The sequence below is a fragment of the Brevibacterium casei CIP 102111 genome (assembly GCF_900169275.1).
Classification (GTDB): Bacteria; Actinomycetota; Actinomycetes; order Actinomycetales; family Brevibacteriaceae; genus Brevibacterium; species Brevibacterium casei.
Genome location: NZ_FXZC01000004.1, coordinates 150312 through 175551 on the forward strand (window position 1 = coordinate 150312; position 25240 = coordinate 175551).

The window sequence follows — 25240 nt, forward strand, 5'->3', positions numbered from 1 at the left end:
TCATGCTCCTTTGCGTGATTGCCCTGTGATGGGTGGTGTGGGTTGTGCCGAAGTGCCGACTTCCCTCGCCGAGGCGGCCCCTGAGTCGGGTGCCGCACCGTCCTCGTCCGCGTCCATCGCTTCGAGGACGGCATCGAGGCGCTGATAGCGGGATTCCGCCTGGCGTCGGTACCGTTCGATCCATTTCGTCATAAGGTCGAAGACGTTGTCCTCGAGGTGCACCGGTCGGCGCTGGGCGTCCCGGCTGCGGGTGACGAGTCCCGCGTCCTCGAGGACCTTGAGGTGCTTCGACACGGCCTGCAGGCTGACCTCGTAGGGTTCGGCGAGGTCGCCGACGGTCGCGTCGGCGACGCTCAGTCGGGCGACGATGTCCCTGCGGGTCGGGTCCGCGAGTGCCGCGAACACCTTCGAGAGCTGATCGTCCACTGAGCCCCCCTCTCTCATTCAACCTGTTGGTTGATTACGACGGTAGACCCGTCGAGTCACCTAGTCAACCGTTTGGTTGAATAAAAGTCCCTAGCCGTTCCCGTCGGCCTCGCTGGCGGCGGCGTTGATGAGGGGCGCGGTCATCGGCAGACGCGCAGCGAACCACAGGGAGACGGCGACGGCGACACCGCTGGCGATCCACAGGACGGGCTGCATGCCGAGAGTGGTCACGCCGGCGGCAGCCAGGCTCGCACCGAGCGGCAGCGCTCCCCAGCTGATGACGCGCGACGCCGAGTAGACGCGCCCGAGGAGATCAGGCGGCGTCGCCTGCTGGCGGACGACGGCGACGATGATCCGCCAGACCGTCGCCCCTGATCCCGCGAGAATGATGCCGACTGCGATGACGGGCACCGGGGCACCGAGGGCCGCGGGGAGGACGAGACCCACCGTCCCGACCGTGTCGACGAAGAGCAGCGCGGCGGGGGAGAGCAGGCGCTCGAGGCGGAAGGTGAGCATCGAGGCGGCGATCCCGCCGACGGCCATGCCCGTGAGGAGCAGGCCGTATGCTTCCGGCGACAGACCCAGTGGGCCGGGCGCCACGGCGTAGAGGACGAACGTCGACGTCCAAGCTCCCCAGACCACACTCATGGCTGCGGTGAGCAGCGTGAGTTCGCGCTGCGGCCGATGGTTCCAGAGGAAGCGCATGCCCTCGCGAACTCGAAGTGGGAGTGCTGCGCCGGATTCCCGACCGGGGTTCCCGCCGCGCTGGTGTGTGAGTGCGAGCCCGACTGCGGCCAGCGCCGACATGGCGTAGAGCCCCGCTCCGGAGGCGGCGGCCGCAAGACTCGAGAGTCCGATGAGGAGGCCGGCCAGCGGAGGCCCGGCGAGCTGGTTGGCGACATTGATCGTCGCCTCCAGTCTGCTGTTGGCTGCAGTGAGCCGCCCGGGGTCGACCGTTCGAGGAACCGTGGCGATGAGGGCGGTGTCGACGAGGGTCTCCGCGAGCCCGTAGGCGAACGCGGCGGCGATGGTGAACGCGTAGACCGCGAAGTCGGCGGCGATGGCGATGAGAAGAGCGGTGAGCGCGAGGACCCGCATGGCGTTGACGGCGATGAGCAGCTTCGCCGGGGAGACCGTGTCGACAATCCAGCCTGCGTGCAGGCCGAAGATCGGCCACGCAATCGTCGCAGCCACGGTGACGAGGGCGACGTGCCCCGGGGGCGCATCCGCGGCGAGGGCGATGAGGGGGAGCGCGATGACGGTGATTCCGTCGCCGAGGTTGGCGGTGCCTGCGCTGGTCCAGAGCCAGCGGAACGATGCACGCATTCTAACCACCTAAAACTTGTTTGTAGGTTAAGTCTTCATCGTCGAACATCACCAGTCAAGAGTCGATAGGTGGTAAAGTCGGTGTATGGACTTCGAGCATGTCGGCAATGCCCAGTGCTTCGAGCTGGTGAACTCGGTGCCCGACCGCATCGAGGGTGGGGATCGGGACTGGCTCGGTGACGAAGACACTGCCCGCGCGTGGGCACAGTCTCTCGGGCTGGGGCCGGTGCGAGAGTTGACGGGCGAGGAGCTCGCCGACCTGCGATCGTTCCGAGAGTCGGTGTTCGCCGTCTTCGCCGCCGTCGCAGAAGGCAACGCGGTTCCCGCAGAGGGTCTCCAGGTGGTCACCGACGCCCATGCATCTGGGCTGTCGCGATATGGCTACGGTCCCACCACGACCGGGGTCGCGCGGGAGTGGCCCGATGTCTGGGATGCGGATTCGCTCACGGCGCTCTTCGCCGAATCGGCGATTGACGAGCTCACCGGCTCTCGCCTCGACCGGGTCAAATCGTGCCCCGGCTGCCGGTGGCTCTTCATCGACACCACCCGCAACCGGAGCCGGCGCTGGTGTTCGATGAGCATGTGCGGGGGACGCGACAAGGCGTTGCGGCACTATCGCAATACCCGGGCCCAGCACTGACCCACCCGCGACACACGGAGAGCGAGACACAATCCGGGGAATTTCGCCGTCCCGTCTCGCTTGTTGAACCATGGTGCAGTAGGGTCACCGTAGACGACGTGCAGGGTGCGGCGAATTGAATCCCCGATTCGGCCGCTTGCACGGTCTGGCCGAAGACGATGATGTCGGGAAGGACAGTCATGGCAACCCTCAGACAGCAGCTCTTCCGGGTCAAACCGGTGCCTCGTGACAGCGAGGAGGCGGCAAGCGACCTCAAGCGCACGATCGGTCTCTTCTCCCTGACGATGATCGGCGTCGGATCGACCATCGGCACCGGCATCTTCTTCATCCTCTCCGAATCGGTGCCCGTCGCCGGGCCAGCGGTCATCTGGTCGTTCGTCATCGCCGGCGTCGTCGCCGGTCTCGCGGTCATCTGCTATGCCGAACTCGCCGGCAGCGTCCCCGTCTCCGGCTCGTCCTACTCATACGCCTACGCCACCCTCGGCGAACTCCCCGCGATGGGCGTGGCCGCCTGCCTCCTCCTCGAATACGGCGTCGCCGGAGCGGCCGTCGCCGTCGGCTGGTCTCAGTACGTCAACCAGCTCCTCTTCAACCTCTTCGGCTTCCAGATCCCCGACGCCCTCGCCTATGCCCCCGAGGAGGGCGGCATCGTCAACCTCCCGGCGATCCTCCTCCTCGCGATGTGCTGCTTCCTCCTCGTCCGCGGCACCGGGGAATCGGTCGTCGTCAACACCATCATGGTGTGCATCAAGGTCGGCGTCCTCGTCTTCTTCATCGTCGTCGGCCTCACCGGCTGGAACTCCGACAACTTCGCGAACTTCGCCCCCTTCGGATTCTCCGGGGTCGTCGCCGGTGCCGGCCTCATCTTCTTCAGCTACGTCGGCATGGACGCCGTCGCGACCGCAGGCGATGAGACGAAGAACCCGAAGAAGACGATGCCCAAGGCCCTGATCTTCGCGCTCCTCATCATCACCTCCGTCTACGTCCTCGTCGCCGTCGCCGCGCTCGGCGCTCAGCCGTGGGAGGAGTTCGAAGGGCAGGACGCCGGCCTCTCGGCGATCCTCGAGAACATCGTCGGCTCGACCTGGCCGGGCACCGTCGTCGCCGCGGGCGCCGTGATCTCGATCTTCAGCGTCACCCTCGTCTCGATCTACGGTCAGAGCCGCATCCTCTTCACGATGTCGCGCGACGGGATGATGCCCAAGCTCTTCCAGGACGTCAACCCCCGCACGCTCACCCCCGTCAAGGGCACGATCGTCGTCACGGTCGTCATCGCGATCCTCGCCGGGTTCATCCCGCTCAACTTCCTCGCCGAGATGACGAGCATCGGCACCCTCGTCGCCTTCGTCGTCGTCTCGCTCGCCGTCATCATCCTCCGCGTGCGCGAACCGAACCTCGAGCGCGGCTTCAAGGTCCCGTTCTACCCGGTCCTGCCGATCCTCTCGATCCTCGGCTGCCTGTGGATCATCAGCAGCCTGCGGCCGATCACGATCGTCGTCTTCGTCATCTGGACTGCGGCCATCATCGGCCTCTACCTCGTCTTCGGCCGAAGGAACTCGGTCCTCGGCAAGCAGCAGGCCGCAGCCGAACGCGGCACCACCGACCCCACGGGAGGACGGTCATGACCATCGTCGTCGGCGTCGCCCCCGGTCAGGACGACACCTCAGCCGTCGAGCTCGGAGTCGTCCTCGCCCGCTCGTACGCGAAGACGCTCACTCTCGTGTCCGTGAGTTCGACGGCGTGGCCGCCGAACCGGGACAAGATCGACGCGGAATTCCAGTCGTATGTCCACACCGTCGCCGAGGCGTCGCTTGAGCAGGTGCGGGCGCTCGTTCCCGATGACATCGAGGCGACCTACATCGTCCACCCGGCCCGCTCGTCGCGGCGGGGGCTGCTCGAGGTCAGCCGACGCGTCGACGCGTACCGCCTCGTCGTCGGCTCCGCCGACGACGGTCGGGACGGCCGGATCACCCTGGGATCGGTCTCGACCGGACTCCTCCACAGCGCCGAACTCCCCGTCGTCCTCGCGCCCGAGGGATTCACCGCCTCGGCGGGGGCGAAGCTCAAACGGATCACCGCCGCCTACAGCGGGTCGTCCACCTCGGCGGACCTCATCCTCGGGGCCGCGATGGTCTCCGCGGAGTCCGGAATCCCCTTCCGCATCGCCTCCTTCGCCCCCCGGTCCCGGGTGCTCTCGGCGGCGAGCATCGGACGCGACGTCGAGGCGGGCATCGTCGACGAATGGACGCGGGTCGTGCGCCGCGACACCGACCGGATCCTCTGCTCGATCGACGAACTCGACATCCGCCCCGGGGAGACCGAGGTGGCGATCGGCACGGGACCCAGCTGGGCGGCAGCGCTGACGAGCATCGGGTGGGAGGACCCCGAGGTGATGATGCTCGGGTCCTCCGGTCTCGGCACGCTCAAGCGGGTGTCGCTCGGCAGCCATGCGACGAGGATCCTCCAGAACTCGCCGGTCCCCGTCGTCGTCGTTCCCCGACGCGCGAAAGCGCGGTACACGTCCCGGGCACGGGAGGACGCGGAGGCGTAGACGGAGGAGACCGCCGCGACTTAACGTTGCTTAACGAACCGTTCCAGTCGTCCAATGGCAGTGTTCGGACTGCGCAATGAGTTCGAACTCCACAAGGACGTGAAGGACGCGACGATGCATCAGGAACAGTCGACGGGCAAGCCCAGACCGCGGGTCTCAGCGGCACAGGTGGCACGCGCCTGCGGAGTCTCCACAGCGACCGTCAGCTACGTCTTCAACGGCAAGCCCGGCGTCTCGCCGGTCGTGCGCCGCCATGTCATCGAAACCGCCAACGAGCTCGGATACCGGTCGCCGCTGACGGCGGCGAAGCACAACCGCTCCCTCACCCGCGTCGTCGGACTCATCGTTCCCTCGATGCTCAACTACATGCACATGCACTGGGCGCAGGCGATCATCGACGCCGCCGCCGAAGAGGGGTTCGACGTCTTCGTCTCGACGACCGGCGACGACCCCGAACGCCTCGCCCACGTCGCCGCGTCGATGGCCGCCCGCAACGTCGACGGGGTGATCTCGACCGGCGGGATGCGCCTCGACGCGCGGATCCACGGCACTCTCGGCGCGGCCCGGATCCCCGTCGTCAACCTCTCCCGCACCGTCGAACATGCCGATGCGAGCTTCATCGGCATCGACGACGCCCAGGCCGCCAGCGAACTCATGGGCCACGTCCTCGGGCACGGAGTCACGAAGGTCGCCACCGTCATCGGGCCGCGCTTCTCCACCGCCTCGGCGACGAGGGAAGCCGCGTTCATCGACACCGCGGTCGCACACGACGTCCCCATCCCCGGGCGATGGCGCGTGAGCACCCGCCTGCACCGGGGCGGCGGGCGGATCGCCGCCGTAGAGCTCCTCGCCGATCCCGACGACCGACCCGAGGCCATCGTCTGCGGCTCCGACGAGGTCGCGCTCGGCGTCATCGAGCACGCGGTCGTCAACGGCATCGACATCCCGGGCGAGCTCATCGTCGTCGGCAGCGACGGTCTCGCCCGCTCGCGCTCACCGCTGCTCGGGCTCACCACGATCGTCCAACCCGTCGTCGAGATGGCGACGACCGCCTTCCGCGTCCTCCTCGAACGCATCACGGAACCGGGCACCCCCGCCCGCACGGTCATCTGTCCCCACCAGCTCCACATCGGCACCAGCTGCGGCTGCCACCCCGAGGACTTCAACGCCCTCGCCGCCCGCTGAGCCGCCCCCGCACGTTCCTCCCAGTCCGGCACCGCCGCCGCGACCACACCGTTCGATCCGACCCCGAAGGAGAACCATGTCCGACACCGCTTCCGCGAGGACGGGCCTGAGGCCGCCCGCCGTCCTCAACCGGGTGATCTTCGCCCGCCTCATGCCCCTGCTCATCGCCGCCTACATCCTCGCGTTCCTCGACCGGACCAACATCGGCATGGCCAAGGACCGTCTCGAGATCGACCTCGGGATCTCCGCAACGGCCTACGGCATCGGTGCCGGGCTCTTCTTCCTCACGTACGCGCTCTTCGAGGTGCCCTCGAACATGATCATGCACAAGGTCGGTGCCCGCTGGTGGATCATGCGGATCATGATCACGTGGGGCCTCATCTCCGCTGCGATGATGTTCGTCCAGGGCGAATGGTCCTTCTACATCCTCCGCATGCTCCTCGGCATCGCCGAAGCCGGACTCTTCCCCGGCGTCATGTACTACCTCACGCAGTGGTTCACCGTGAAGGACCGGGCGAAGGCCAACGGCATGTTCCTCCTCGGAGTCTCCATCGCCAACATCATCGGCGCCCCCATCGGCGGTCTGCTGCTGACGATGGACGGGTTCCTCGGCCTCCACGGCTGGCAGTGGATGTTCCTCATCGAAGGCCTGCCCGCCTGCTTCCTCGCACTCGTCGTCTGGAAGTACCTGCCCGACGGGCCGCGGAAGGCGAAGTTCCTCTCGCCCGAGGAAGCCGAATGGCTCGAGCAGACCATCGCCGCCGAGGAACGCGCGGGTGCCTCGGGAGCCTCGAACCACCGACTCCTCGACATCGTCCGCGACCCGCAGATCATCCTCGTCATCTGTGTGTACTTCGGACACCAGCTCGCCGTCTACGCCCTCAACTTCTTCCTCCCCACGATCGTCGGCAGCTGGGGCGAGATGAACACCGTCGAGATCGGCCTGCTCACCGCCGTCCCGTGGGTCTTCTCCGCAATCGGCGCGCTCCTGCTCCCGCGCTTCGCGACGTCGGCGTCGATGTCGAAGAAGATCGCCCTGGCCGCGATGATCGGCATCATCGCCGGCTACATCATCGGCGCGGTCGGCGGACCCGTCCTCGGCCTCATCGGCTTCTCTCTGGCTACCTTCAACTTCTTCGTCCTCCAGCCGATCCTCTTCACCTTCCCCGCGACCCGCCTGACCGGAGTGAGCCTTGCCGCAGGCCTCGCCCTCGTCAATACGATCGGCCTCCTCGGCGGATTCCTCGGGCCCTACATCATGGGCTACATGGAGGACCTCACCGGGTCGGCGACCTCGGGACTGTGGTTCATCATCGCCGTCTGCGTCGTCGGCGCGTGCCTCATCCCGTTCCTCAGGCGCGGACACGAAGCCGACCCGGCGACGGTGCCGACCACCTCGGCGGATCCCGATCACAAGTGACCTCGACGACGACGACAGGAGAGACCATGGACATGCTCGGACTGACCGGAGCACGAGTGCTCATCACGGCGGGAGCCGCGGGGATCGGGCGGGAGATCGCCCAGCGGTTCCGCGACGCCGGCGCCGAGGTGTGGGTGACCGACATCGCCGAGACCGCCGTCGCCGACGCCGCCGAGACCGGCCTGCGGGCGACCGTGTCGAACGCCGCCTCGGAGGACGAGGTCAGGGCGCTCGCCGCCGAGGTGGCGGGGCTGTGGGGAGGACTCGACGTCCTCGTCAACAATGCCGGAATCGCCGGTCCCACGGGACCGATCGAGACGCTGGAGACCGCAGCGTGGCTCACGACGTTCGACGTCAACATCCACAGCCAGTTCTACTGCGTCAAGCACTTCCTGCCGCTCCTGCGCACGAGCGGCAGCGCCTCGATCGTCAACCTCTCCTCGGCCGCCGGGCGTCTCGGCATGGCCGGACGCAGTCCGTACTCGGCGTCGAAGTGGGCGGTCGTGGGACTGACGAAGACGCTTGCCATCGAACTCGGTCCCGAAGGCATCCGCTGCAATGCGATCTGTCCGGGTGCGGTCGACGGTCCCCGCATCGAGGCGGTCATCGCCTCGAAGGCGCAGATGCTCGGAGTCTCCGTCGACGAGGTCACCGCGCTCTACACCGGGCAGGCGTCCCTCGGGAAGCTCGCCGCGGCCGCCGACATCGGCAACATGGCCGTCTTCCTCGCCTCGACGATGGCCTCCCATGTCACGGGCCAGGCTATGGCCGTCGACGGCAACACCGAGAAGCTCTACTGACCCCCACTTGCCCACCGATCCCAGAGGACCACGAACCCATGGCACAGCCACGCAAAGTCATCATCACCTCGGCGGTGACCGGCGCCATCCACACGCCGACGATGTCGCCCCACCTTCCCGTCACCCAGGATGAGATCGCCGATGCCGCGATCGGGGCCGCCGAGGCGGGGGCGGCGATTCTCCATCTCCACACCCGTGATCCCGAGGACGGCAGACCCTCGCAGGACCCCGAGCATTTCGCACCGGTGCTCGAGAAGGTCGCCGCGAACTCCGACGCGGTCGTCAACATCACCACGGGCGGGTCACCGCACATGAGCGTCGAGGAGCGGATGCGTCCGGTCGCCGAGTTCAAACCGGAGCTTGCGAGCCTGAATATGGGGTCGATGAACTTCGGTCTCTTCCCCATGCTCGAGAAGTACGAGGACTTCGAGCACGAGTGGGAGCGAGAGCACCTCGAGAACTCCCGTGACCTCGTCTTCAAGAACACGTTCGCCGACATCGAGCGCATCCTCGAGATCGGAAATGCCAACGGCACCCGGTTCGAGTTCGAGTGCTACGACATCTCACACCTCTACAGCCTCGCCCACTTCCAGTCGCGGGGGCTCGCCACCGGGCCCCTGTTCGTCCAGTCGGTGTTCGGTCTCCTCGGCGGCATCGGCGGCCACCCCGAGGACCTCATGCACATGCGGCGGACCGCAGATCGACTCCTCGAGGACTACCAGTGGTCGATCCTCGGCGCGGGACGCAACCAGCAGCCGCTCGCGACGATGGGGGTGACGATGGGCTCCCACATCCGCGTCGGCCTCGAGGACTCGCTGTGGATCGGGCCCGGCCGACTCGCCGAGTCGAATGCCGAGCAGGTGGAGAAGATGCGCCGCATCGTCGAAGAGCTCGGGATGGAGGTCGCGACCCCAGACGAGGCGCGGGCCATGCTCGGCCTCAAGGGAGCCGACCGGGTCGAGTTCTGACCCGGTCGCGCTCCGAGAGACCGCACGCTCGGCATGCGGTCCCTCAGAACTCGGGGTGGGGTCGCCTCAGGCGGGTGCGTCGCGCTCCGGCTGGGTGCCGCCGAAGCCCTCGTCCTCGCTCTCCTCGATCCGCTGGCGATCGCGCCCGTCGCCGCCCGGGCGACCGGCCTGCTGATCGTCGAGGCCGCCGACACCGCCGCGGTCACCCTGCGGCTGACCGCCGGTCTGCTGGCTGTCCGTGCCCGGGTGGCCCTGCTGGCCTTCCGTACCGTCCTGGCTTCCGGGACCGGGATGACCCTGCTGACTCTCCTGGCCGAGGCCCGCCTCGGCGCTCGGGTCGTTGCTTCCGAAGTTCTCCGATGTCATGATCTGCTCCTTGGGAATCGATCTCGCACTGACACTGCGCCGCGCATCGCGGCGTGTCTGCCAGTCTTCGACACTCCGCGCGATAAGGCAAGGGGGGTTGCTCGACATTCATCGAACTCTCCGGCGACGGCACGTTCATGGTCAGGGACGAGTCCGCCTCGGCGGGTTCGACCTGGCACCATGGAAGGACCGTGTCCGGGCCGCCGACGCGGACGCCCGACAGGAGAACAGGAGCCTCCCATGACAACGCGCCGCCTCCCGCTGACCGGTGTGCGGGTCCTCGAACTCGGCAACTACATCGCGGCCCCCACCGCCGGCCGGATGCTCGCCGACTTCGGAGCCGAGGTCATCAAGGTCGAACGTCCCGACACCGGCGACGAGCTGCGCAACTGGCGGCTCAAGGCCGGCACGACGTCGATGCTCTACCGCACGATCAACCGCAACAAGAAGTCCGTGACCCTCGACCTGCGCTCCGAGGACGGACGCGAAGCCGTCCTCGAGCTCGTCCGCCGCTCCGACATCGTCCTTGAGAACTTCCGGCCGGGCACCCTGGAGAAGTGGGGGATCGGCCCCGACGTCCTCGAGGAGGTCAACCCCGAGATCATCCTCGTCCGGATCTCCGCGTTCGGTCAGACCGGACCGATGTCGGCCCGACCCGGTTTCGCCGCCGTCGCCGAGGGGTATTCGGGATTCCGCGAACTCGTCGGCGATCCCGACCGCCCACCCGTACGCGTGGGCATCTCGATCGGCGACTCGATCGCCGGCATGCAGGCGGCCTTCGGGGCCGTGATGATGCTCTTCGACCGGCAGCGGCAGCGCATCCACGGAGCCGCCGAGGCGGTCACAGGCAAGGAGGTCGGCTTCGAGGGCGAGGGACCGCTCGCCGACCGCACCGTCGACGTCGCCCTCAACGAAGCGATGTTCTCCGTCATGGAGTCCCTCGTCCCCGACTACTCGGCCTTCGGCGAGGTCCGCACGCGCACCGGTGGTCGGATGGAGGGCATCGCGCCCTCGAACGGCTACCTCTGCGCCGGTGGGAAGTCCGTCGTCATCGCCGGCAACGGCGACGGCATCTTCGCCCGCCTGATGACGGCGATCGACCGACCCGACCTCGGTGATGATCCCGACCTGCAGACGAACGCCGGCCGATGGGACCGCCGGGACGAACTCGACGAGGCGATCGGAGCGTGGTGCGCCGAGCGCGACGTCGACGAGGTCGTCGCGGTCCTCGACGAGGCGGGAGTGCCTGCGGGGCCGATCTACACGGCCGAGGACCTCGTCGCCGATGAGCAGCTGCGCGCCCGGAACATGATCCAGGAGATCGACGTCTCCACCGGCGAGGAGGTCCTCGACGACGTCGCCTTCCCCGGCATCACCCCGGTCATCGGCGGTGCCTCGATCCCCATCGATCACCTCGGCCCCGACCTCGGTGAACACACCGCCGAGGTGCTCGCCTGGCTGGGAATGGGCGAACCCGAGGACCCTTCCGAACCGGGAGGCCCGGCAGTACCCTGAGCCCATGGCAGAGCTGCGGTATTCGATCAACATCACCGTCGACGGGTGCTGCGACCACCTCGCGATCGACCCCGACGAGGATCTCCACGCCCACCACGCCGAGAACCTCCGACAGGCCGACGGCCTCCTCTTCGGCCGCAGGACCTACCAGCTCATGGAATCCGCGTGGCGCCAGCCCGCAGTGACTCCCGAGACCGACGCCGCCGACGCGGAGACGCAGACCGACATCGACGTCTTCGCCGAGGTCATCGACAAGGCGAAGAAGTACGTCGTCTCGAGCACGCTCACCGAGGTCGACTGGAACGCCGAACTCCTCGGCAGCGACCTCAGATCGGAGATCGAACGGATCAAGGACGACTCCGTCCGCGGACTCTTCGTCGGGGGAGTGACGCTGCCCCGGGCGCTCGCCGAACTCGGACTCATCGACGAATACGAGTTCGTCGTCCACCCGCGCATCGCCGGCTATGGGCCGTACGTGTTCAACGGTCTCGCCGAGGTCGTCGACCTCGTCCCCACGGACCGTCGCGAACTCGAGTCGGGCGCTGCCGTGCTCCACTATCGTCCGCGCCACTGAAGAAGCAGGCTGAGCCGCACACGACCGGATCCCGCCGCGACCGCGAGTGTCCCGTTTGCCGGGACAACGGACGCCGACTTCCCACTCCGCTCTCACATAGCGACCCGCAGCCATTCCCTGCAACGGCGTGCTTATGCTATCTCTGAAGTAAGCATGCGAGGGCGCATGCCGGAAGCATCCTCCCGCTGAGCGGGAGACGATATCGCCATCATCGTTCCGCTCATGCGGAGATGACGCAGAGGGAGACACATGGTCCGGCCGAACACGGTGCACATCCTCGACACGACCCTGCGCGACGGGCTGCAGATCGAGGCGGCCATCGTGCCCACGGACGTCAAGGTCGAACTCGCAGAGCGCCTCATCGCCGCCGGGCTCACCGAGATCGAAGTCGGATCCTTCGTCAACCCGAAGAAGGTCCCGCAGATGGCCGACACCGGGGAGGTTCTCGAACGCCTTCGGCCGCACGAGGACCAGGGGGTCGACTTCTTCACGCTCGTCTTCAACCTCAAGGGTGCCGAACGCGCCGTCGATGCGGGAGCGAAGAACATCAAACTCGTCGTCTCCGCCTCCGAAGGCCACTCGCAGGCGAACTCGGACGCACCGATCGCCCAGGCCACCGAACGCCTGCTGGCCGCCGCCGACTACGCCCGCGACCACGGCGTGCGCTTCGACATCACGACGGCCGTGAGCTTCATCTGCCCCTTCGACGGGATCACCGATCCCGACCGCCTCGTCGAGGTCATCCGCCCCTTCGTCGAGGCGGGCGCCTACGGCATCGGCGTCGCCGACACCATCGGCAACGCCAACCCCTCACTGGTGCGCCGGAACACCTCGGCGGTCATGGAGGCTTTCCCGGGGAAGTCGGTCGGCCTCCACCTCCATGACACGTACAACTTCGGGATGGCCAACGTCATCGCCGCCCTCGACCTCGGCGTCGAACACTTCGACGCCGCGATGGGCGGCCTCGGCGGCTGCCCGTTCGCTCCGGGCGCGGCCGGGAACATCGGCACCGACGACCTCGTCCACCTCCTCCACCGCGAAGGGGTCGCGACCGGCGTCGACGTCGATGCGCTCGCCGAGGTGCGGGCACCGCTCACCGCCGCCGTCGGCCACGAGCTGAGCTCGAGCCTCTCCCAGATCCCCGCCGTCCCCGCACCCTACCGCGGCTGATCATGATCGACGAGGACCCGCACACCAGCACCGAGGCGGCGGCCGTCGACGCCGGACCGAGCGAGCCCCTGCCCCTGGCCGGCGTCCGCGTCGTCGAGTTCTCCCATATGGTCATGGGCCCGAGCTGCGGGATGATCCTCGCCGACCTCGGCGCCGAGGTGATCAAGGTCGAGCCCCGCGGGGCCGGCGACAAGACCCGCTACCTGCCCGGCTCGGGCTCCGGACTCTTCCCCGCCTTCAACCGCAACAAACTCAGCGTCCAGCTCGACATCGCCGAGGCGGCCGACCGGGAGGTCGCCCTCACCCTCATCGACTCCGCCGACGTCCTCCTCGAGAACTTCCGGGTCGGGAAGATGGAGTCGATGGGCTACGGGTACGACGAGCTCGCCGCCCGCAACCCGCGCCTCATCTACGCCTCCCTCAAGGGATTCCTTCCCGGTCCCTACGGGCAGCGCACCGCCCTCGACGAGGTCGTCCAGATGCTCGGCGGGCTCGCCTTCATGACCGGTCCTCCCGGTCAGCCCCTGCGGGCGGGCGCAAGCGTCAACGACATCATGGGCGGGATGTTCGGGGTCATCGGCATCCTCTCCGCCCTGCGGGTGCGCGAGCAGACCGGCCGCGGGCAACTCGTCAACTCCGCCCTGTTCGAGAACAACGCGTTCCTCGTCGGCACCCACATGGCGCAGGCCCAGCTGAGCGAGGAGCCGCTGCGGCCGATGCCCACCCGGCGGGCGACGTGGGCCGTCTACGACATCTTCCTCGACCGGGACGGCAGCCAGGTCTTCGTCGCCGCCGTCAGCGACGGGCAGTGGCGCGACCTCTGCGACGAGTTCGGGCTCACCGACCTCGCCCGGGATCCCGCGCTCGAGCACAACCAGGGCCGCGTCGACCAACGCGAGCGCATCCACGCCGAACTCCAGGCCGCCCTCTCCCGACTCAGCCTCGCCGAGATCGAGGGGAAGTGCACACGCAGGGGCCTGCCCGTCGCCCCCGTCAACACCCCCGCCGACCTCACGAGCGACCCCCACCTCGTGGCCTCGGGAGCATTGGCGGCCACGGGCCTGCCCGACGGGGAGAGCGTCGACATCCCGCTGCTGCCGCTCACCTTCGACGGACAGCGACTGGGCCTGCGCCGCAACGTCCCCGCCCCCGGTGAGCACAATGCGGTCTACCGGGACGGGAACTCGGGCACCCCTCCCGACCTCCCGGACGTCGACCTCGGCGAGGAGAGGACGCAGTCGCAATGACGGGAACACCGCGAGCACCGCAGGCGCGAGTACCACGGACACGAGCACCGCAGTTATACGACAACACACGATGACAGGGATCTGCAGGCAGCTGCAGCTGATCAAGGAGTGGCAATGCGATCAACGACGATCACAGGCACAGGTCGGACCACCTCGGCGAGGGAAGGTGCGCAGAGGAGACGGTGGGCAGGCGTGGGGGCCGCGCTCGCCGCGACGGCGCTCGTCCTCTCCGGATGCCAGGGCCGAGCCCAGCCGCCGGGGGAGGGCGGGGACTACCCGTCGGGACCGGTGACGGTGACGGCCCCTGCCGAACCCGGCTCGGGCTGGGACACGACGGCGCGCGCCGTCACCGAGGCCCTGCAGCGCGACGAACTCGTCACCACGCCCCTGCCGGTGCAGAACCGGCCGGGCGGCACGGGCTGCACGTGGCTGACGACGATGATGCAGCAGGACAAGGGCAAGGACGACCAGATCGCGATCACCTCGCTGGCGAGCCAGACGATGAAGGCGCGGGGTCTGTGCGAGTACGGGCCGCAGGACGCCACCCTCATCGCCACGCTCTACGTCGAGGACTTCATCGTCGTCGCTCCCAAGGACAGTGACATCGCCGACCTCGACGGCCTCGTCTCCGCGCTCAAGGACGACCCGCAGGCGGTGACCGTGGCCGCCGCCGGCGACGACACGCTGCCGTTCGCGCTCTTCGCGAAGGCCGCAGGGGTCGAACCCGCCGACGTCAACTTCGTCAACTACGACGGCGGCGGCGAGCAGACGACGGCGATGCTCAACGGGGATGCGAAGGTCGCGATCGCCGGACTGAGTGAATTCCGGTCCGTCCTCGAATCCGGGGACATCGTCCCCCTCGTCACGTTCGCCCAGAAGCCGCTGCTCGCCCCGTTCGAATCGGTGCCCACCGCGATGGACTCCGGCTACGACGTCACGCTCGGCAACTGGCGCGGGGTCTACGGTCCCGCGGACATGCCGCAGGAGGCCGTCGACTACTGGGCGACGACGCTGGAGAAGATGAGCACGTCGACCACGTGGGAGGACACGGTGAAGAAGAACCAGTGGGCGCCGGAGTTCCGGACCGGTGAGGACGCGCAGAGCTACGTCGACGAAGCGGCGAAGACGGTCGAGGAGGGTGTCAAGGAGACCGAACTGGGCACGGACAAATGACCGCGACCCGGCGCGATCTCGTCACCGGGATCGTCATCACGGTCATCGGGGTCGTCTACCTCTCGGCGACCTTCTCGATCCGGGAGACGGCCGACATCGTCACCCCGCGGACCTTCCCCCAGATCGTCGGCGCCGGGCTCATCGTCCTCGGCCTCTTCCTCGCCGGACAGTCCGTGTGGAGTGCTCGGACCGGGCAGGGTCGGACCCACCCCGCCGAGGCGGAGGCCGGGTCCCTGGGTGACGGCACCACCGAACCCACCGGCGGTGTCGTCATCGAGGCGCCGCCGGAGCCGGCGGGGCGCAGGGTCCTGGTCCAGTTCGCGCTCTTCTTCGCCTACCTCGCGATCGTCATCCCGGTCGGCTTCGTCCTCTCGACCGCGGCGTTCCTCATGGCGGTGACGAGTCTCTACGCCCCGGAGAAGTGGATCCGCAACCTCGTCTTCTCCGTCCTCTTCTCCGTCGCGGTCTACGTCGCCTTCGTCTTCGGGCTCGCGGTCTACCTGCCCGTGGGAATCCTGGGATAGGGGGAGGGCATGGACACACTCGTCGATCTGGGAGGCGGCTTCGCCTCGGCGCTGCAGCCGGCCAGTCTCGCCTTCGCCCTCCTCGGCGTCCTGCTCGGCACCGTCGTCGGCGTCCTGCCGGGGATCGGTCCGATCTCGGCGATCGCGATCCTCATCCCCGTCTCCTTCGGGATGGAGCCCGTGCACGGCCTCATCCTCCTCTGCGGGATCTACTACGGCTCGATGTACGGCGGATCGATCACCGCGACCCTGATCAAGACCCCCGGCGAGGTCTCGAGTGCGGTGACGGCGATCGAGGGCTACGAGATGGCCCGGCGCGGCCGGGCGAAGGCGGCGCTGGCGACCGCGGCGATCGGGTCGTTCCTCGCCGGCACGCTCGCGATCATCGGGCTGACGTTCCTCTCCCCGGTCCTCGTCCGCCTCGCCAACGTCTTCGGGGCCACCGAGTACTTCCTCCTCATGGCCGCAGCCCTCCTGCTCGCCTCGACGATGTCGACCGGGTCCCGAGCGAAGGCCCTCATCTCGATCTTCATCGGCCTCGCCGTCGGCCTCATCGGCCTCGACTTCCAGACGGGCCTGCCACGGCAGACGTTCGGCATCACGCTGCTCTCCGACGGCATCGACTTCACGATCTTCGCCATGGCCCTCTTCGCGATCCCCGAGGCGATCCGCAACCTCGCGCTCGGTCAGGGGGCGAAGGAGGAGATCCAGAGCTTCGGCTCCGAGCGGTGGATGACGAAGCAGGACTGGCAGCGCTCGGCCGGCCCGTGGGCGCGGGGCTCGGTCCTCGGGTTCATCATCGGCGTCCTCCCCGGTGTCGGACCGTCGCTGGCCTCCTTCATGTCCTACATCATGGAGAAGCGGATCTCGAAGCGCAAAGACGAGTTCGGCAAAGGAGCGATCGAAGGAGTGGCCGGTCCCGAGGCGGCGAACAACGCCGGCGTCGGCGGTGCGATGGTCCCCCTCTTCAGCCTCGGCATCCCCGGATCGGCGACGACGGCGCTGCTCCTCTTCGTCTTCACGATGTACGGACTCCAGCCCGGTCCGCTGATCTTCCGCGACGAATCGGGACTGATCTGGACGATCATCGCGAGCATGTACGTCGGCAACGTCGCCCTCATCATCCTCAACCTCCCGCTCGTCGGCGTCTTCGTCAAACTCCTCAAGATGCCCAAGGAGATCCTCTTCTCCGCGATCCTCGTCCTCGTCGTCATCGGCGCCTACGCGATCGAGTTCAGCCTCTTCGGCCTCATCATGCTCGGCATCTTCGGGGTCGTCGGCTACCTCATGGACCGAGGCGGCATCCCGCTCGCCCCGTCGATCCTCGCGCTCGTCCTCGTTCCGCTCCTCGAGGACAACTTCCGCCGCATGCTCCAGATCTCCGGGGGATCGCTCGCACCCCTGGTCACCCGGCCGGTGTCCCTGGCGATCATCATCCTCATGATCGCCGGCATCGTCGGTCCGTTCGTCTTCCGCTGGTGGGTGCGCCGACGGAAGCTGTTGGCAGATGTGAGCGTCGGATGAGGGAGAGGACACCGATGACCGACAGAACGTCCACCGCAGGGAGGTCGACGACCACGGAGGGGCGGGGCGATCCCACCCCCGCCGAGGCGCTCGCCCCGTCCGATTTCGACCGACCCCAGGAGGTCGGAGTCATCGACCGGAGTGCGGCGATCCTCACCGCGCTCCAGGACACCCCGATGACCGCCGCCGAGGTGTGCCGCCGCCTCGGCTACTCGAAGTCGACGACGTACCGCCTCCTCGCCGACCTGCGGACCCACCGCTTCATCGTCCGCGACTCCGGGGGCCTGCTCCGCCTCGGGCCGTTCCCGGGACGGCGGAGCATCGCGACGACGAATTCCGTCCTCGAGCACCTGCGCACGCTCACGAGCGAATCCGTGCAGCTGTGGGTCCGTGTCGGCGAGGACCGGGTGTGCGTGCGCAACGTCGAAGCCGACCACGAGCTGCGGGTCACCCGCGGCGTCGGCACGATCCTCCCGCTCGTCGACGGCGGGTCGGCGGCGCTCGCCCTGTGCGGGCCGGGGAATCCGGGGGAGTTCTACGCGACGAAGCAGGCGCGGGTGAAGGGGACCGCCTCGGCGAGCGTGGCCTTCACGGTCGGGGCCACGGTGTTCGCGCTCTGTGTGTCCTACCCCCTGACCAGGGAGCCGGACAATGTCGCCGGTGCCTACCGCGGGCCGGTGACGACGGCGGCGATCGAACTCAAGTCCCTCCTCGAGGACAGTGAGGAGCTCGCGGTGCTCAGGGACATCGCCCGCCTCGCGCTCGGGGCCGGCGGTCAGTCCTCGCCGAGGTAGAACGCCGTCGTCCGCTCCGCCGCGGCCCGGGCCTCGGGTTCGGGGGTGCCTGCCGCCGCCGAGGCCTCACCCCACGCCGCACTGGACGCGCGGATGAACCGCTGGACGGCCGGCGTCTGAGCGAAGGCCTCCTCGTCCTCGGGGCGACCCGTTCCGGCCTTGAGGTGGAGGGCGAGTCCGAGGAGCGAGAGGTCCCACCCGACGCCGGTCGCCCCGGGCCCGTACTGGGTCCAGAACTCCGACCCCGCCTCGGCGGTGGCCGCATGCTCGAGGGTGAGTCGGGCACCATCGCCGTCGGGGTCGACGCGCACGGACACCTGGCTCGTTCCGCCGCCGAACTCCCACGTGATCGCGAAGGTCCGCGGTGCTTCGCAGGCCTCGACCGTGCCCGAGGCGTTGCCCTCGATCGCGTACCGGCCGCCTGGCCGCAGGTCGCCGCTGACCGGGGCGAACCAGCGGGCGAGGCGCTCGGGGTCGGTGCACGCCTCCCAGAGGTCGTCGACGGAGGTCGGGTAGGTCTGGCTGAGTGATTGGACGGCATGCTGGGTGCCGCCGTCGATGTCGACGCTGAGGCCGCGGGTGACGTCGTCGGCCTGGGCGGCGATGACGGCGTCGTCGGTGGGTCGCTCGCTCACTGGTCCTCCTCGGTGTGGGTGGGCATGGTTCGAGTATGGGCGCTCGGTCGCCCACGTCAAGGGCACTGACTCCTCAGTGCGGCGGGCAGGGCCCTGCCGGGCTCGCCCGGATCCTGAACGTCGGCGACCGCACCCGGGCCGGTGTGGTTCGATGCCCCCATGACTGCTGCATTCGAGACGCACCGCGCCCGGCTCGCCGAGGGTGCGGTCTACAACGGGCTGTGGATGATGACGGCGAGCCCGGAGCTCGCGACGATCGGAGCGGCGACGGGGTACGACTTCGTCTGCCTCGACCTCCAGCACGGGCTCACCCGCCCCTCCGACGTCGTTCGGCTCAGCGACGCGATCCGCGCGCACGGTTCGGCGCTCGTCACCGCCCGGGTCGCGGTCAACCGGTTCACGGAGATCGGGATGCTCGCCGACGCGGGCATCGAGGCGATCATCGTGCCCCTTGTCTCCGCGGTCGCCGACGCCGAGACGGCCGTCCGGGCGCTGGACTACCCGAGTCGCGGCGGCGACCGGTCGTGGGGCCCCACGGTCGAGTTCCTCACCCGGGACATCAGGGACACCCGCGCCGAGCGCCCCCTCCTCTTCGTCATGATCGAGACCGCTGAGGGCCTCGAGACCGTCGAGGACATCTGCCGGGTCCCCGGAGTCGACGGGGTCTACGTCGGTCCGGCCGACCTCGCGTTCGCCGTCGGTGCCGTTCCCGGTCAGCCCAACGACGCCCACGCCGAGGCGCTCCTGCGCATCCGGTCCGCCGCCGATGCCGCGGGCATCGTCCCGGGCATCCACTGCGGTGACGGGGCGGAGGCGAACCTCCGCCGGGATGAGGGGTACCGGTTCATCACCTCGGCGCTCGACATAGGGGCGGCCGCCCGCGCGCTGCGGGCGGACCTCGACACCGCCCGCGCCTGACTCAGCCGTCGAGGTCGACGACGGTGCGCAGTCCCGGGGTGGGGTGCGCGAATTCGTCCGGGAGGTCGGCCGGGCGGATCGGGCCGCCGAGGATGTCGTCCCAGGGCATGGCCGCGCCGTCCCCGGCGAGGAAGTCGACCGCCTGCCTCAGGTGCCGCGGTTCGTAGTTGTGGACCCCGGTGATCGTGCGCCAGCCGCGGACGATGTGCTCGGGGTCGAGGGTCACATGCGGGCCGGGGGAGACGCTGCCGGCGAGGACGGCCGTGCCGCCGATGCCGATCGCATCGAGGCAGGCGCGCACCCCGGCTTCGGCACCGGAGAGTTCGAGGGAGACGTCGACGTCGGCGGGCAGGTCGGCGGCCGCGGCGACGAGGGTGTCGGCACCGCTCGCCTCGGCGAGGCGGCGGCGTTCGGGTGCGGGGTCGAAGGCGATGACCTCGGCGGCACCGCGGGACTTCGCGGCGGCGATGGCGATGAGCCCGAGCATCCCGATGCCGTTGACGAACACCCGGCGCCCGGACAGGTCGCCGGCGGCCTCGATCATCGCCATCACGGTGGCGACGGCGCAGCCGGCGGTCGCGGCGACGGCGTCGGGCACCGTGTCGGGGACCGCGGCGATCGCGACGCCTGCGGGCAGGACGATGTGGGAGGCGTACGTGCCCGAGAGCGCCCATCCGGTCTCGGTCGATTCGTGGCCGACCTTGGCGACCGACACGCATTTCGCGCTCAGGCCGCGACGGCAGTTGCGGCAGTCCCCGCACACCGCGGTGACGGCGAAGACGATGCGCTGCCCGACCGTGCGGTCGGCGGTCGTCGCCGCGATGACCCCGATGCCTTCGTGCCCGAGCACCGAGGGGCTCGGGGCGGGCCGGTGACCGGCGACGGTGTGCCGGTCGGAGCCGCAGACCGTCGCCGTGGTCAGGCGGACGAGCGTCTCTCCGGGAGCCAGGGGCGGAATCGGAAGCGATCGCGGTTCGAACCGGTCGCCACCGAGCCAGACGAGCGCCTCGGCGGTCGACGAGACTGCAGGGTCGCTGTCGGCGGTGCGGGTCGCGGTGCCGGTCGCACCGGAACCGGCAGGGTGGAGTTCGGGGCTGGAGAGGTCACTCATAGGGGTCCAGTTGACCAGCCTCGGCGGGGACTTGTCTACACAAGTGGGGCGAGTTCACTCTCACGCCACGACGATTTCACTCGGACACCTGCGGGCTCATTCGGGAGAGAGCTCGGTGCGCCTCTCGATGAGGACCGTGTCTCGCCAGCGTCCCGCCAGCGGTCCGTAGGACATGCGGGCGATGCGTTCGCGGCGACCGACCGCGCGGAAGCCCGCGCGCTCATGCAGGCGCAGGCTCGCCTCGTTCTCGGGGAAGACCGATGCCTGGATCGTCCAGATGCCCGACCGGTCGGCGAGGCTGACGAACGCGGCGAGCAGGCGGGTGCCGACCCCGCGGCCCTCGGAGTCGGGACGGACGTAGATCGAATGCTCGACGACGCCGCGGTAGACCGCTCGGGAGGAGACCGACGCGGCGGCGGCCCACCCGAGGAGCGTCCCGTCAGCGTCGGCCGCGCCGAGCATGAGGTGCGGGTGCTTGGCGGCTGCGAAGGCGTCCCAGGTCTGCGGCGGCTCGGCTTCGAACGTCGCGTGTCCGGTCGCGATTCCCTGCCGGTAGATGGCGTCGACGACAGGCCAGTCCGTGGCCGTCAGCGGCCGAAACGAGAGTGCGTCAGCGTTCATGGTCTGGCTCTCGTCGGAAGAGAGCTTTCGCCGCCTCATCGAGGATGTCCGGAACGGGGCGATAGTAGGCCCAGCGCCCGCGCTGTTCGCGGGTGGCGAGCCCGGCGTCGACGAGGAGCTTCATGTGATGGGACACCGTCGGCTGGGACAGGCCGACGGGTTCGGTGAGGTCGCATGCGCACATCTCACCGGCGGGACTCGCAGTGATCATCGACAGGAGCTTCAGCCGTGTGGGGTCGCCGAGAGCCTTGAAGACCTTCGCGATCCGCTCGGCGTCGGCACCGTCGATCGGTGCGCACTCGGCGCAGCCGCGATCTGCTGGCGATTGGGTCTCGACATTAGCGGGCGTGGAGGACATGACCCCATTCTCCACAGCAGATTGACATATGTCGATATGTCGATGAGGATCAAAACATCGAAGATCATCAATATGTGGAGATCGAAATGAATCCTGTCGTCGTCATCGGTGCCGGCCCTCAGGGCCTCGCGGCTGCCGCCCATCTGCTCGAGCGAGGAACGGAACTGCGGGTCCTCGAAGCGGGGGACTCTCCGGCGGCGGCGGTCGCCGAATGGGGGCACGTTCGGCTGTTCTCACCGTGGTCAGAGCTCACGGATGCAGCGGCCCGCCGCCTGCTCGCCCCCACGGGATGGAGCGTTCCCAAGCGGGGTTACCCGACCGGCGCCCAGTGGATCGAGACGTACCTCCGCCCGCTCGCCGCCGTCATCGGGGATCGGATCGAGTACGGTGCGCGAGTGGTGGGTGTCGGCCGAAGGGGCCGGGATCTCTCCGTCGACGACAGACGTGACGAGGCGCCGTTCGTCGTCCACGTTCGTCGAGGAGACGGCACCGAGGAGCGCATCGACGCAAGCGCGGTCATCGATGCATCGGGAACGTGGGGGCACCCGAACCCCGCGGGCGCTGACGGTCTGCCCGCGCTCGGCGAGTCGGCGGCAGTCGCCTCCGGTCTCGTCGAGCATCGGATCCCGAGCATCGACGACGCGCGGCGGTGGGCCGGTGGCCGTGTCGTCGTGGTCGGCAACGGTCATTCGGCGGCCACGACGATCGGTCTGCTGGCCCGGATCGTGAAACGGGCACCTGAGACGCGGGTGAGCTGGGTTCTGCGCAGGGGCGCGGTGGGGAACACCTTCGGCGGAGGAGACGCAGACGAGCTGCCGGAGCGGGGAGCATTGGGCCAACGCGCCAAGCGCGCCGTCGACGACGGGCTCGTCGACCTCGTCACCGGCTTCCGCACCGAGCGCATCGTCGTCTCCGGCGAGCGGGCGACGCTCATCGCTGAGGACGGCCGGAGCCTCGCGCCTGCCGATCGCGTCATCGTACTCACGGGTTTCCGTCCCGATCTGTCCTTCCTCTCCGAGATCCGCCTTGATCTCGACATGCGGCTGCAGGCACCGGCGAAGGTCGCCGCTGAGGTCGATCCCAACGTGCACTCGTGCGGTTCGGTGCGTGCGACCGGAGCCGCCGACCTCGCCCATCCTGAACCCGGTTTCTACATCGTCGGCGCGAAGTCGTACGGCCGAGCACCGACATTCCTCGCTCTCACCGGCTTCGAACAGGTGCGCAGCGTCGTCGCAGACATCGCCGGCGACCGGGAAGGCGCGGCCAGGGTCGATCTCATTCTGCCGGATACGGGGGTCTGCGGTGGTGCCGGGCTCTTCGACGTGCCCGAGGAGGCGAACACAGGCGGATCGTGCTGAACGGGCAGCCCGCAGACCGTTCGTCTGGGGACGGTCGGCAACGCCTCCCGCTGACGCGACGGCTGTCCGCGTCGATGAGCTGAGTCGTGGTCGTCCTCAGCCGATCAGATCGTCGACGAGGGCCGCGACGCGACTTCTGATGGCGTCGCGGATCGGGCGGACGGCACCGATGTCCTGTCCGGCGGGGTCGTCGAGCTGCCAGTCCTCGTAGCGCTTGCCGGGGAAGATCGGGCATGCGTCTCCGCAGCCCATCGTGATGACCACATCGGAGGAACGCACATCGTCGGCGGCGAGAACGGTCGGTTCTTCGGCCGTGATGTCGATGCCCTCTTCGGCCATGGCCTCGACGGCGACGGGATTGAGGTGATCGGCAGGCATCGAGCCGGCAGAGCGGACCTCGATGCGGCCATCGGCCAGCTCGCGCAGGTATCCGGCGGCCATCTGGGAGCGACCGGCATTGTGGACGCAGACGAACAGGACGGACGGCTTCTCTTCGCTCATGGTCGAATTCTCTCAGAGACGAGCGGAGTCGGCGTATCGTGGCCCCATGGCCCACCCGCAGATGTTCGATGCCGATGATTCCGTGCTCGCGTGGTTCCGGACGGTCGCGCTGAGCTTCCCCGAAGCGCAGGAGAAGGTCTCGCACGGTCGCCCGGCGTTCTTCACGACGAAGGTCTTCGCCTACTTCGGCGCCGCGGAGAAGCACGTCACCGGGGAGATCGAACAGCATCCCCACGCCGTCCTCCTCCTGCTCGATCCGCTCGACGCCGAGGTGATGCTCGAGCGCGAGGACACGTTCGTCCCCATGTACCTCGGCCCCACCGGCTGGATCGGTCTCGACCTCGCCGACGTCGCCGAGGACGAGCTGCGCGATCTCCTCGCCGACTCCTATCGCAGCACAGCCCCGGCCAGGCTCGCCCGGCTCATCGACGATGTCGCCGCGGACGAGGCCGAGTCGTAACCCGAGGACGCGGTCGGCGTCGAGTCCGTCGGCGCGTCGGCGTCGAGTCCGAGGACTGAGGCCCGACCGACAGCACCCCACGGCAAGCCGACTTGGCCGCACCCCTGGTCCTCACCGCCTCGGCGGTCTTAGGGTGGAGTCATGACTGCGATTCCCACTCTCGAACTCAACGACGGACGTCCGATCCCCGAGATCGGACTCGGCACGTATGCGATGACCGGCCCTGAGGGCGTCGAATCGGTCGCCGCCGGCATCGAGAGCGGCTACCGCCTCCTTGACACGGCCGTCAACTACGAGAACGAAAGGGAAGTCGGCCAGGCGATCGCGGAGAGCCCCGTCGACCGCGCCGACCTCTTCGTCACGAGCAAGATCCCCGGCCGCCACCACGGATTCGATGACGCGATCGCGAGCACCGAGGAATCGCTCGCCCGCCTCGGCCTCGACTACCTCGACCTCCACCTCATCCACTGGCCCAACCCGAGCGTCGGGAAGTACGTCGACACGTGGCGCGGACTCATCGAACTGCGCGACCGCGGGCTCGTCAAGTCCATCGGCGTCTCGAACTTCACCGCCGAGATGCTCACCGAACTCATCGAGAAGACCGGAGTCACCCCCGCGGTCAACCAGGTCGAACTCCACCCCTACTTCCCGCAGACCGCGCTCGTCGACTTCCACAAATCGATCGGCGTCCAGACCGAATCGTGGTCCCCGCTCTACCGCGACGGCGGCCTCTTCGCCGAAGACCCCATCACCGAGGCAGCCCGGGCCCACGGCGTCGAACCGGCCCAGGTCGTCCTCCGCTGGCACACCCAGATCGGCAGCATCCCGATCCCGAAGTCGGCGAATCCCGAACGGCAGCGGCAGAACGCCGACATCTTCGGCTTCGACCTCACCCCCGCCGAGGTGGCCGCGATCTCCGGTCTCGAGCGCGGCCGGATGAAGGACCGGGATCCGCTCTCCCACGAGGAGATGTGAGGCCCCGGGCCTCACTCAAGGCGCAGCGCGGATAGCCGGTGGTGCATCGTCGGCCATCCGCGCTACGCCTTGACCGAGCACCCGGGCAGCTGGTGCAGCG

At 68.7% G+C, this 25240-nt stretch carries 27 protein-coding genes; 19 read left to right on the plus strand and 8 right to left on the minus strand.

Annotated elements, in window-relative coordinates; genetic code table 11:
* Together BC102111_RS10530 and BC102111_RS10535 are read right to left on the minus strand one after the other, a co-directional pair.
* Entirely contained in the window at window positions 1-444 is a 444-nt protein-coding gene (locus BC102111_RS10530; protein ID WP_232252537.1) for an ArsR/SmtB family transcription factor, read from the minus strand.
* A gap of 72 nt (window positions 445-516) precedes the next feature.
* The gene (locus BC102111_RS10535) at window positions 517-1752 is read right to left on the minus strand and encodes an MFS transporter (RefSeq protein ID WP_101624287.1); all 1236 of its coding nucleotides are present in this window, start codon (window positions 1750-1752) and stop codon (window positions 517-519) included.
* A gap of 85 nt (window positions 1753-1837) precedes the next feature.
* Here BC102111_RS10535 and BC102111_RS10540 point away from each other — a divergent pair, with 85 nt between their 5' ends.
* The 7 genes from BC102111_RS10540 (at window position 1838) to kce (ending at window position 9316) form a co-directional block, all read left to right on the plus strand.
* Window positions 1838-2392, plus strand: a complete 555-nt coding sequence (locus BC102111_RS10540; protein WP_009380140.1) for a CGNR zinc finger domain-containing protein — start codon at window positions 1838-1840, stop codon at window positions 2390-2392.
* 179 nt (window positions 2393-2571) lie between these two features.
* Complete coding sequence (locus BC102111_RS10545) at window positions 2572-4017, plus strand: APC family permease (RefSeq protein WP_009380138.1); 1446 nt, start codon at window positions 2572-2574, stop codon at window positions 4015-4017.
* Window positions 4014-4943, plus strand: a complete 930-nt coding sequence (locus tag BC102111_RS10550; RefSeq protein ID WP_063248709.1) for a universal stress protein — start codon at window positions 4014-4016, stop codon at window positions 4941-4943. Before BC102111_RS10545 ends, BC102111_RS10550 begins: the two co-directional genes overlap by 4 nt.
* Window positions 4944-4997: 54 nt before the next feature.
* The gene (locus BC102111_RS10555) at window positions 4998-6128 is read left to right on the plus strand and encodes a LacI family DNA-binding transcriptional regulator (protein WP_095375235.1); all 1131 of its coding nucleotides are present in this window, start codon (window positions 4998-5000) and stop codon (window positions 6126-6128) included.
* A 76-nt stretch (window positions 6129-6204) separates the two neighbouring features.
* Complete coding sequence (locus BC102111_RS10560) at window positions 6205-7548, plus strand: MFS transporter (protein WP_176472401.1); 1344 nt, start codon at window positions 6205-6207, stop codon at window positions 7546-7548.
* A 26-nt stretch (window positions 7549-7574) separates the two neighbouring features.
* Window positions 7575-8348: an SDR family oxidoreductase gene (locus BC102111_RS10565; RefSeq protein ID WP_095375234.1), complete on the plus strand. Its 774-nt coding sequence runs from the start codon at window positions 7575-7577 to the stop codon at window positions 8346-8348.
* A 38-nt stretch (window positions 8349-8386) separates the two neighbouring features.
* On the plus strand, window positions 8387-9316 hold the full coding sequence (gene kce, locus BC102111_RS10570; RefSeq protein WP_095375233.1) for a 3,5-dioxohexanoate:acetyl-CoA acetone transferase: 930 nt from the start codon (window positions 8387-8389) through the stop codon (window positions 9314-9316).
* Window positions 9317-9382: 66 nt separating this feature from the next.
* On the opposite strand, the gene BC102111_RS10575 is transcribed toward kce, so the two are convergent.
* On the minus strand, window positions 9383-9682 hold the full coding sequence (locus tag BC102111_RS10575) for a hypothetical protein (RefSeq protein WP_095375232.1): 300 nt from the start codon (window positions 9680-9682) through the stop codon (window positions 9383-9385).
* 240 nt (window positions 9683-9922) lie between these two features.
* On the opposite strand from BC102111_RS10575, the gene BC102111_RS10580 reads away from it, so the two are divergent.
* The 8 genes from BC102111_RS10580 to BC102111_RS10615 all read left to right on the plus strand — a co-directional run bounded on the left by BC102111_RS10580 (window position 9923) and on the right by BC102111_RS10615 (window position 18203).
* Entirely contained in the window at window positions 9923-11197 is a 1275-nt protein-coding gene (locus BC102111_RS10580) for a CaiB/BaiF CoA transferase family protein (protein WP_101624288.1), read from the plus strand.
* A gap of 4 nt (window positions 11198-11201) precedes the next feature.
* A complete protein-coding gene (locus BC102111_RS10585) occupies window positions 11202-11771 on the plus strand; it encodes a dihydrofolate reductase family protein (RefSeq protein WP_101624289.1) in 570 nt (189 codons plus the stop codon).
* 249 nt (window positions 11772-12020) lie between these two features.
* Window positions 12021-12941, plus strand: coding sequence for a hydroxymethylglutaryl-CoA lyase (locus BC102111_RS10590; protein WP_101624290.1), 921 nt, complete (start codon window positions 12021-12023; stop codon window positions 12939-12941).
* A 2-nt stretch (window positions 12942-12943) separates the two neighbouring features.
* Window positions 12944-14188 carry a CaiB/BaiF CoA transferase family protein gene (locus BC102111_RS10595; protein ID WP_101624291.1) on the plus strand — a complete coding sequence of 415 codons (1245 nt, stop codon included), beginning with the start codon at window positions 12944-12946 and terminating at the stop codon, window positions 14186-14188.
* A 114-nt stretch (window positions 14189-14302) separates the two neighbouring features.
* A complete protein-coding gene (locus BC102111_RS10600) occupies window positions 14303-15361 on the plus strand; it encodes a tripartite tricarboxylate transporter substrate binding protein (protein ID WP_232252538.1) in 1059 nt (352 codons plus the stop codon).
* On the plus strand, window positions 15358-15885 hold the full coding sequence (locus tag BC102111_RS10605) for a tripartite tricarboxylate transporter TctB family protein (RefSeq protein WP_095375226.1): 528 nt from the start codon (window positions 15358-15360) through the stop codon (window positions 15883-15885). Before BC102111_RS10600 ends, BC102111_RS10605 begins: the two co-directional genes overlap by 4 nt.
* Before the next feature lie 9 nt (window positions 15886-15894).
* Window positions 15895-17409 carry a tripartite tricarboxylate transporter permease gene (locus BC102111_RS10610; protein ID WP_009380114.1) on the plus strand — a complete coding sequence of 505 codons (1515 nt, stop codon included), beginning with the start codon at window positions 15895-15897 and terminating at the stop codon, window positions 17407-17409.
* Between the two features lie 14 nt (window positions 17410-17423).
* The gene (locus tag BC102111_RS10615) at window positions 17424-18203 is read left to right on the plus strand and encodes a helix-turn-helix domain-containing protein (RefSeq protein WP_101624292.1); all 780 of its coding nucleotides are present in this window, start codon (window positions 17424-17426) and stop codon (window positions 18201-18203) included.
* Here BC102111_RS10615 and BC102111_RS10620 read toward each other — a convergent pair.
* Window positions 18185-18838 carry an SRPBCC family protein gene (locus BC102111_RS10620; RefSeq protein WP_095375224.1) on the minus strand — a complete coding sequence of 218 codons (654 nt, stop codon included), beginning with the start codon at window positions 18836-18838 and terminating at the stop codon, window positions 18185-18187. The two genes, BC102111_RS10615 and BC102111_RS10620, sit on opposite strands and share 19 nt — an antisense overlap.
* Window positions 18839-18997: 159 nt before the next feature.
* Here BC102111_RS10620 and BC102111_RS10625 point away from each other — a divergent pair, with 159 nt between their 5' ends.
* Window positions 18998-19756, plus strand: a complete 759-nt coding sequence (locus tag BC102111_RS10625) for an HpcH/HpaI aldolase family protein (RefSeq protein ID WP_095375223.1) — start codon at window positions 18998-19000, stop codon at window positions 19754-19756.
* Between the two features lies 1 nt (window position 19757).
* Here the strand turns inward: BC102111_RS10625 and BC102111_RS10630 are convergent, their stop codons facing one another.
* The 3 genes from BC102111_RS10630 to BC102111_RS10640 form a co-directional block, all read right to left on the minus strand.
* Window positions 19758-20867, minus strand: coding sequence for an alcohol dehydrogenase catalytic domain-containing protein (locus BC102111_RS10630; protein ID WP_095375222.1), 1110 nt, complete (start codon window positions 20865-20867; stop codon window positions 19758-19760).
* Window positions 20868-20963: 96 nt separating this feature from the next.
* Entirely contained in the window at window positions 20964-21488 is a 525-nt protein-coding gene (locus BC102111_RS10635; protein ID WP_095375221.1) for a GNAT family N-acetyltransferase, read from the minus strand.
* Entirely contained in the window at window positions 21478-21846 is a 369-nt protein-coding gene (locus BC102111_RS10640) for an ArsR/SmtB family transcription factor (RefSeq protein ID WP_101624293.1), read from the minus strand. The genes BC102111_RS10635 and BC102111_RS10640 overlap by 11 nt, the downstream gene beginning before the upstream one ends.
* 86 nt (window positions 21847-21932) lie before the next feature.
* Here BC102111_RS10640 and BC102111_RS10645 point away from each other — a divergent pair, with 86 nt between their 5' ends.
* Window positions 21933-23204, plus strand: coding sequence for an NAD(P)-binding domain-containing protein (locus BC102111_RS10645; RefSeq protein WP_101624294.1), 1272 nt, complete (start codon window positions 21933-21935; stop codon window positions 23202-23204).
* A gap of 96 nt (window positions 23205-23300) precedes the next feature.
* Here the strand turns inward: BC102111_RS10645 and BC102111_RS10650 are convergent, their stop codons facing one another.
* The gene (locus BC102111_RS10650) at window positions 23301-23705 is read right to left on the minus strand and encodes an arsenate reductase ArsC (RefSeq protein WP_095375218.1); all 405 of its coding nucleotides are present in this window, start codon (window positions 23703-23705) and stop codon (window positions 23301-23303) included.
* Between the two features lie 46 nt (window positions 23706-23751).
* Here BC102111_RS10650 and BC102111_RS10655 point away from each other — a divergent pair, with 46 nt between their 5' ends.
* Both BC102111_RS10655 and BC102111_RS10660 read left to right on the plus strand, forming a co-directional pair.
* Window positions 23752-24165, plus strand: a complete 414-nt coding sequence (locus BC102111_RS10655) for an MmcQ/YjbR family DNA-binding protein (RefSeq protein ID WP_232252539.1) — start codon at window positions 23752-23754, stop codon at window positions 24163-24165.
* A 141-nt stretch (window positions 24166-24306) separates the two neighbouring features.
* Window positions 24307-25140, plus strand: coding sequence for an aldo/keto reductase (locus tag BC102111_RS10660; protein WP_095375217.1), 834 nt, complete (start codon window positions 24307-24309; stop codon window positions 25138-25140).
* The last annotated feature ends 100 nt before the right edge of the window (window positions 25141-25240 follow it).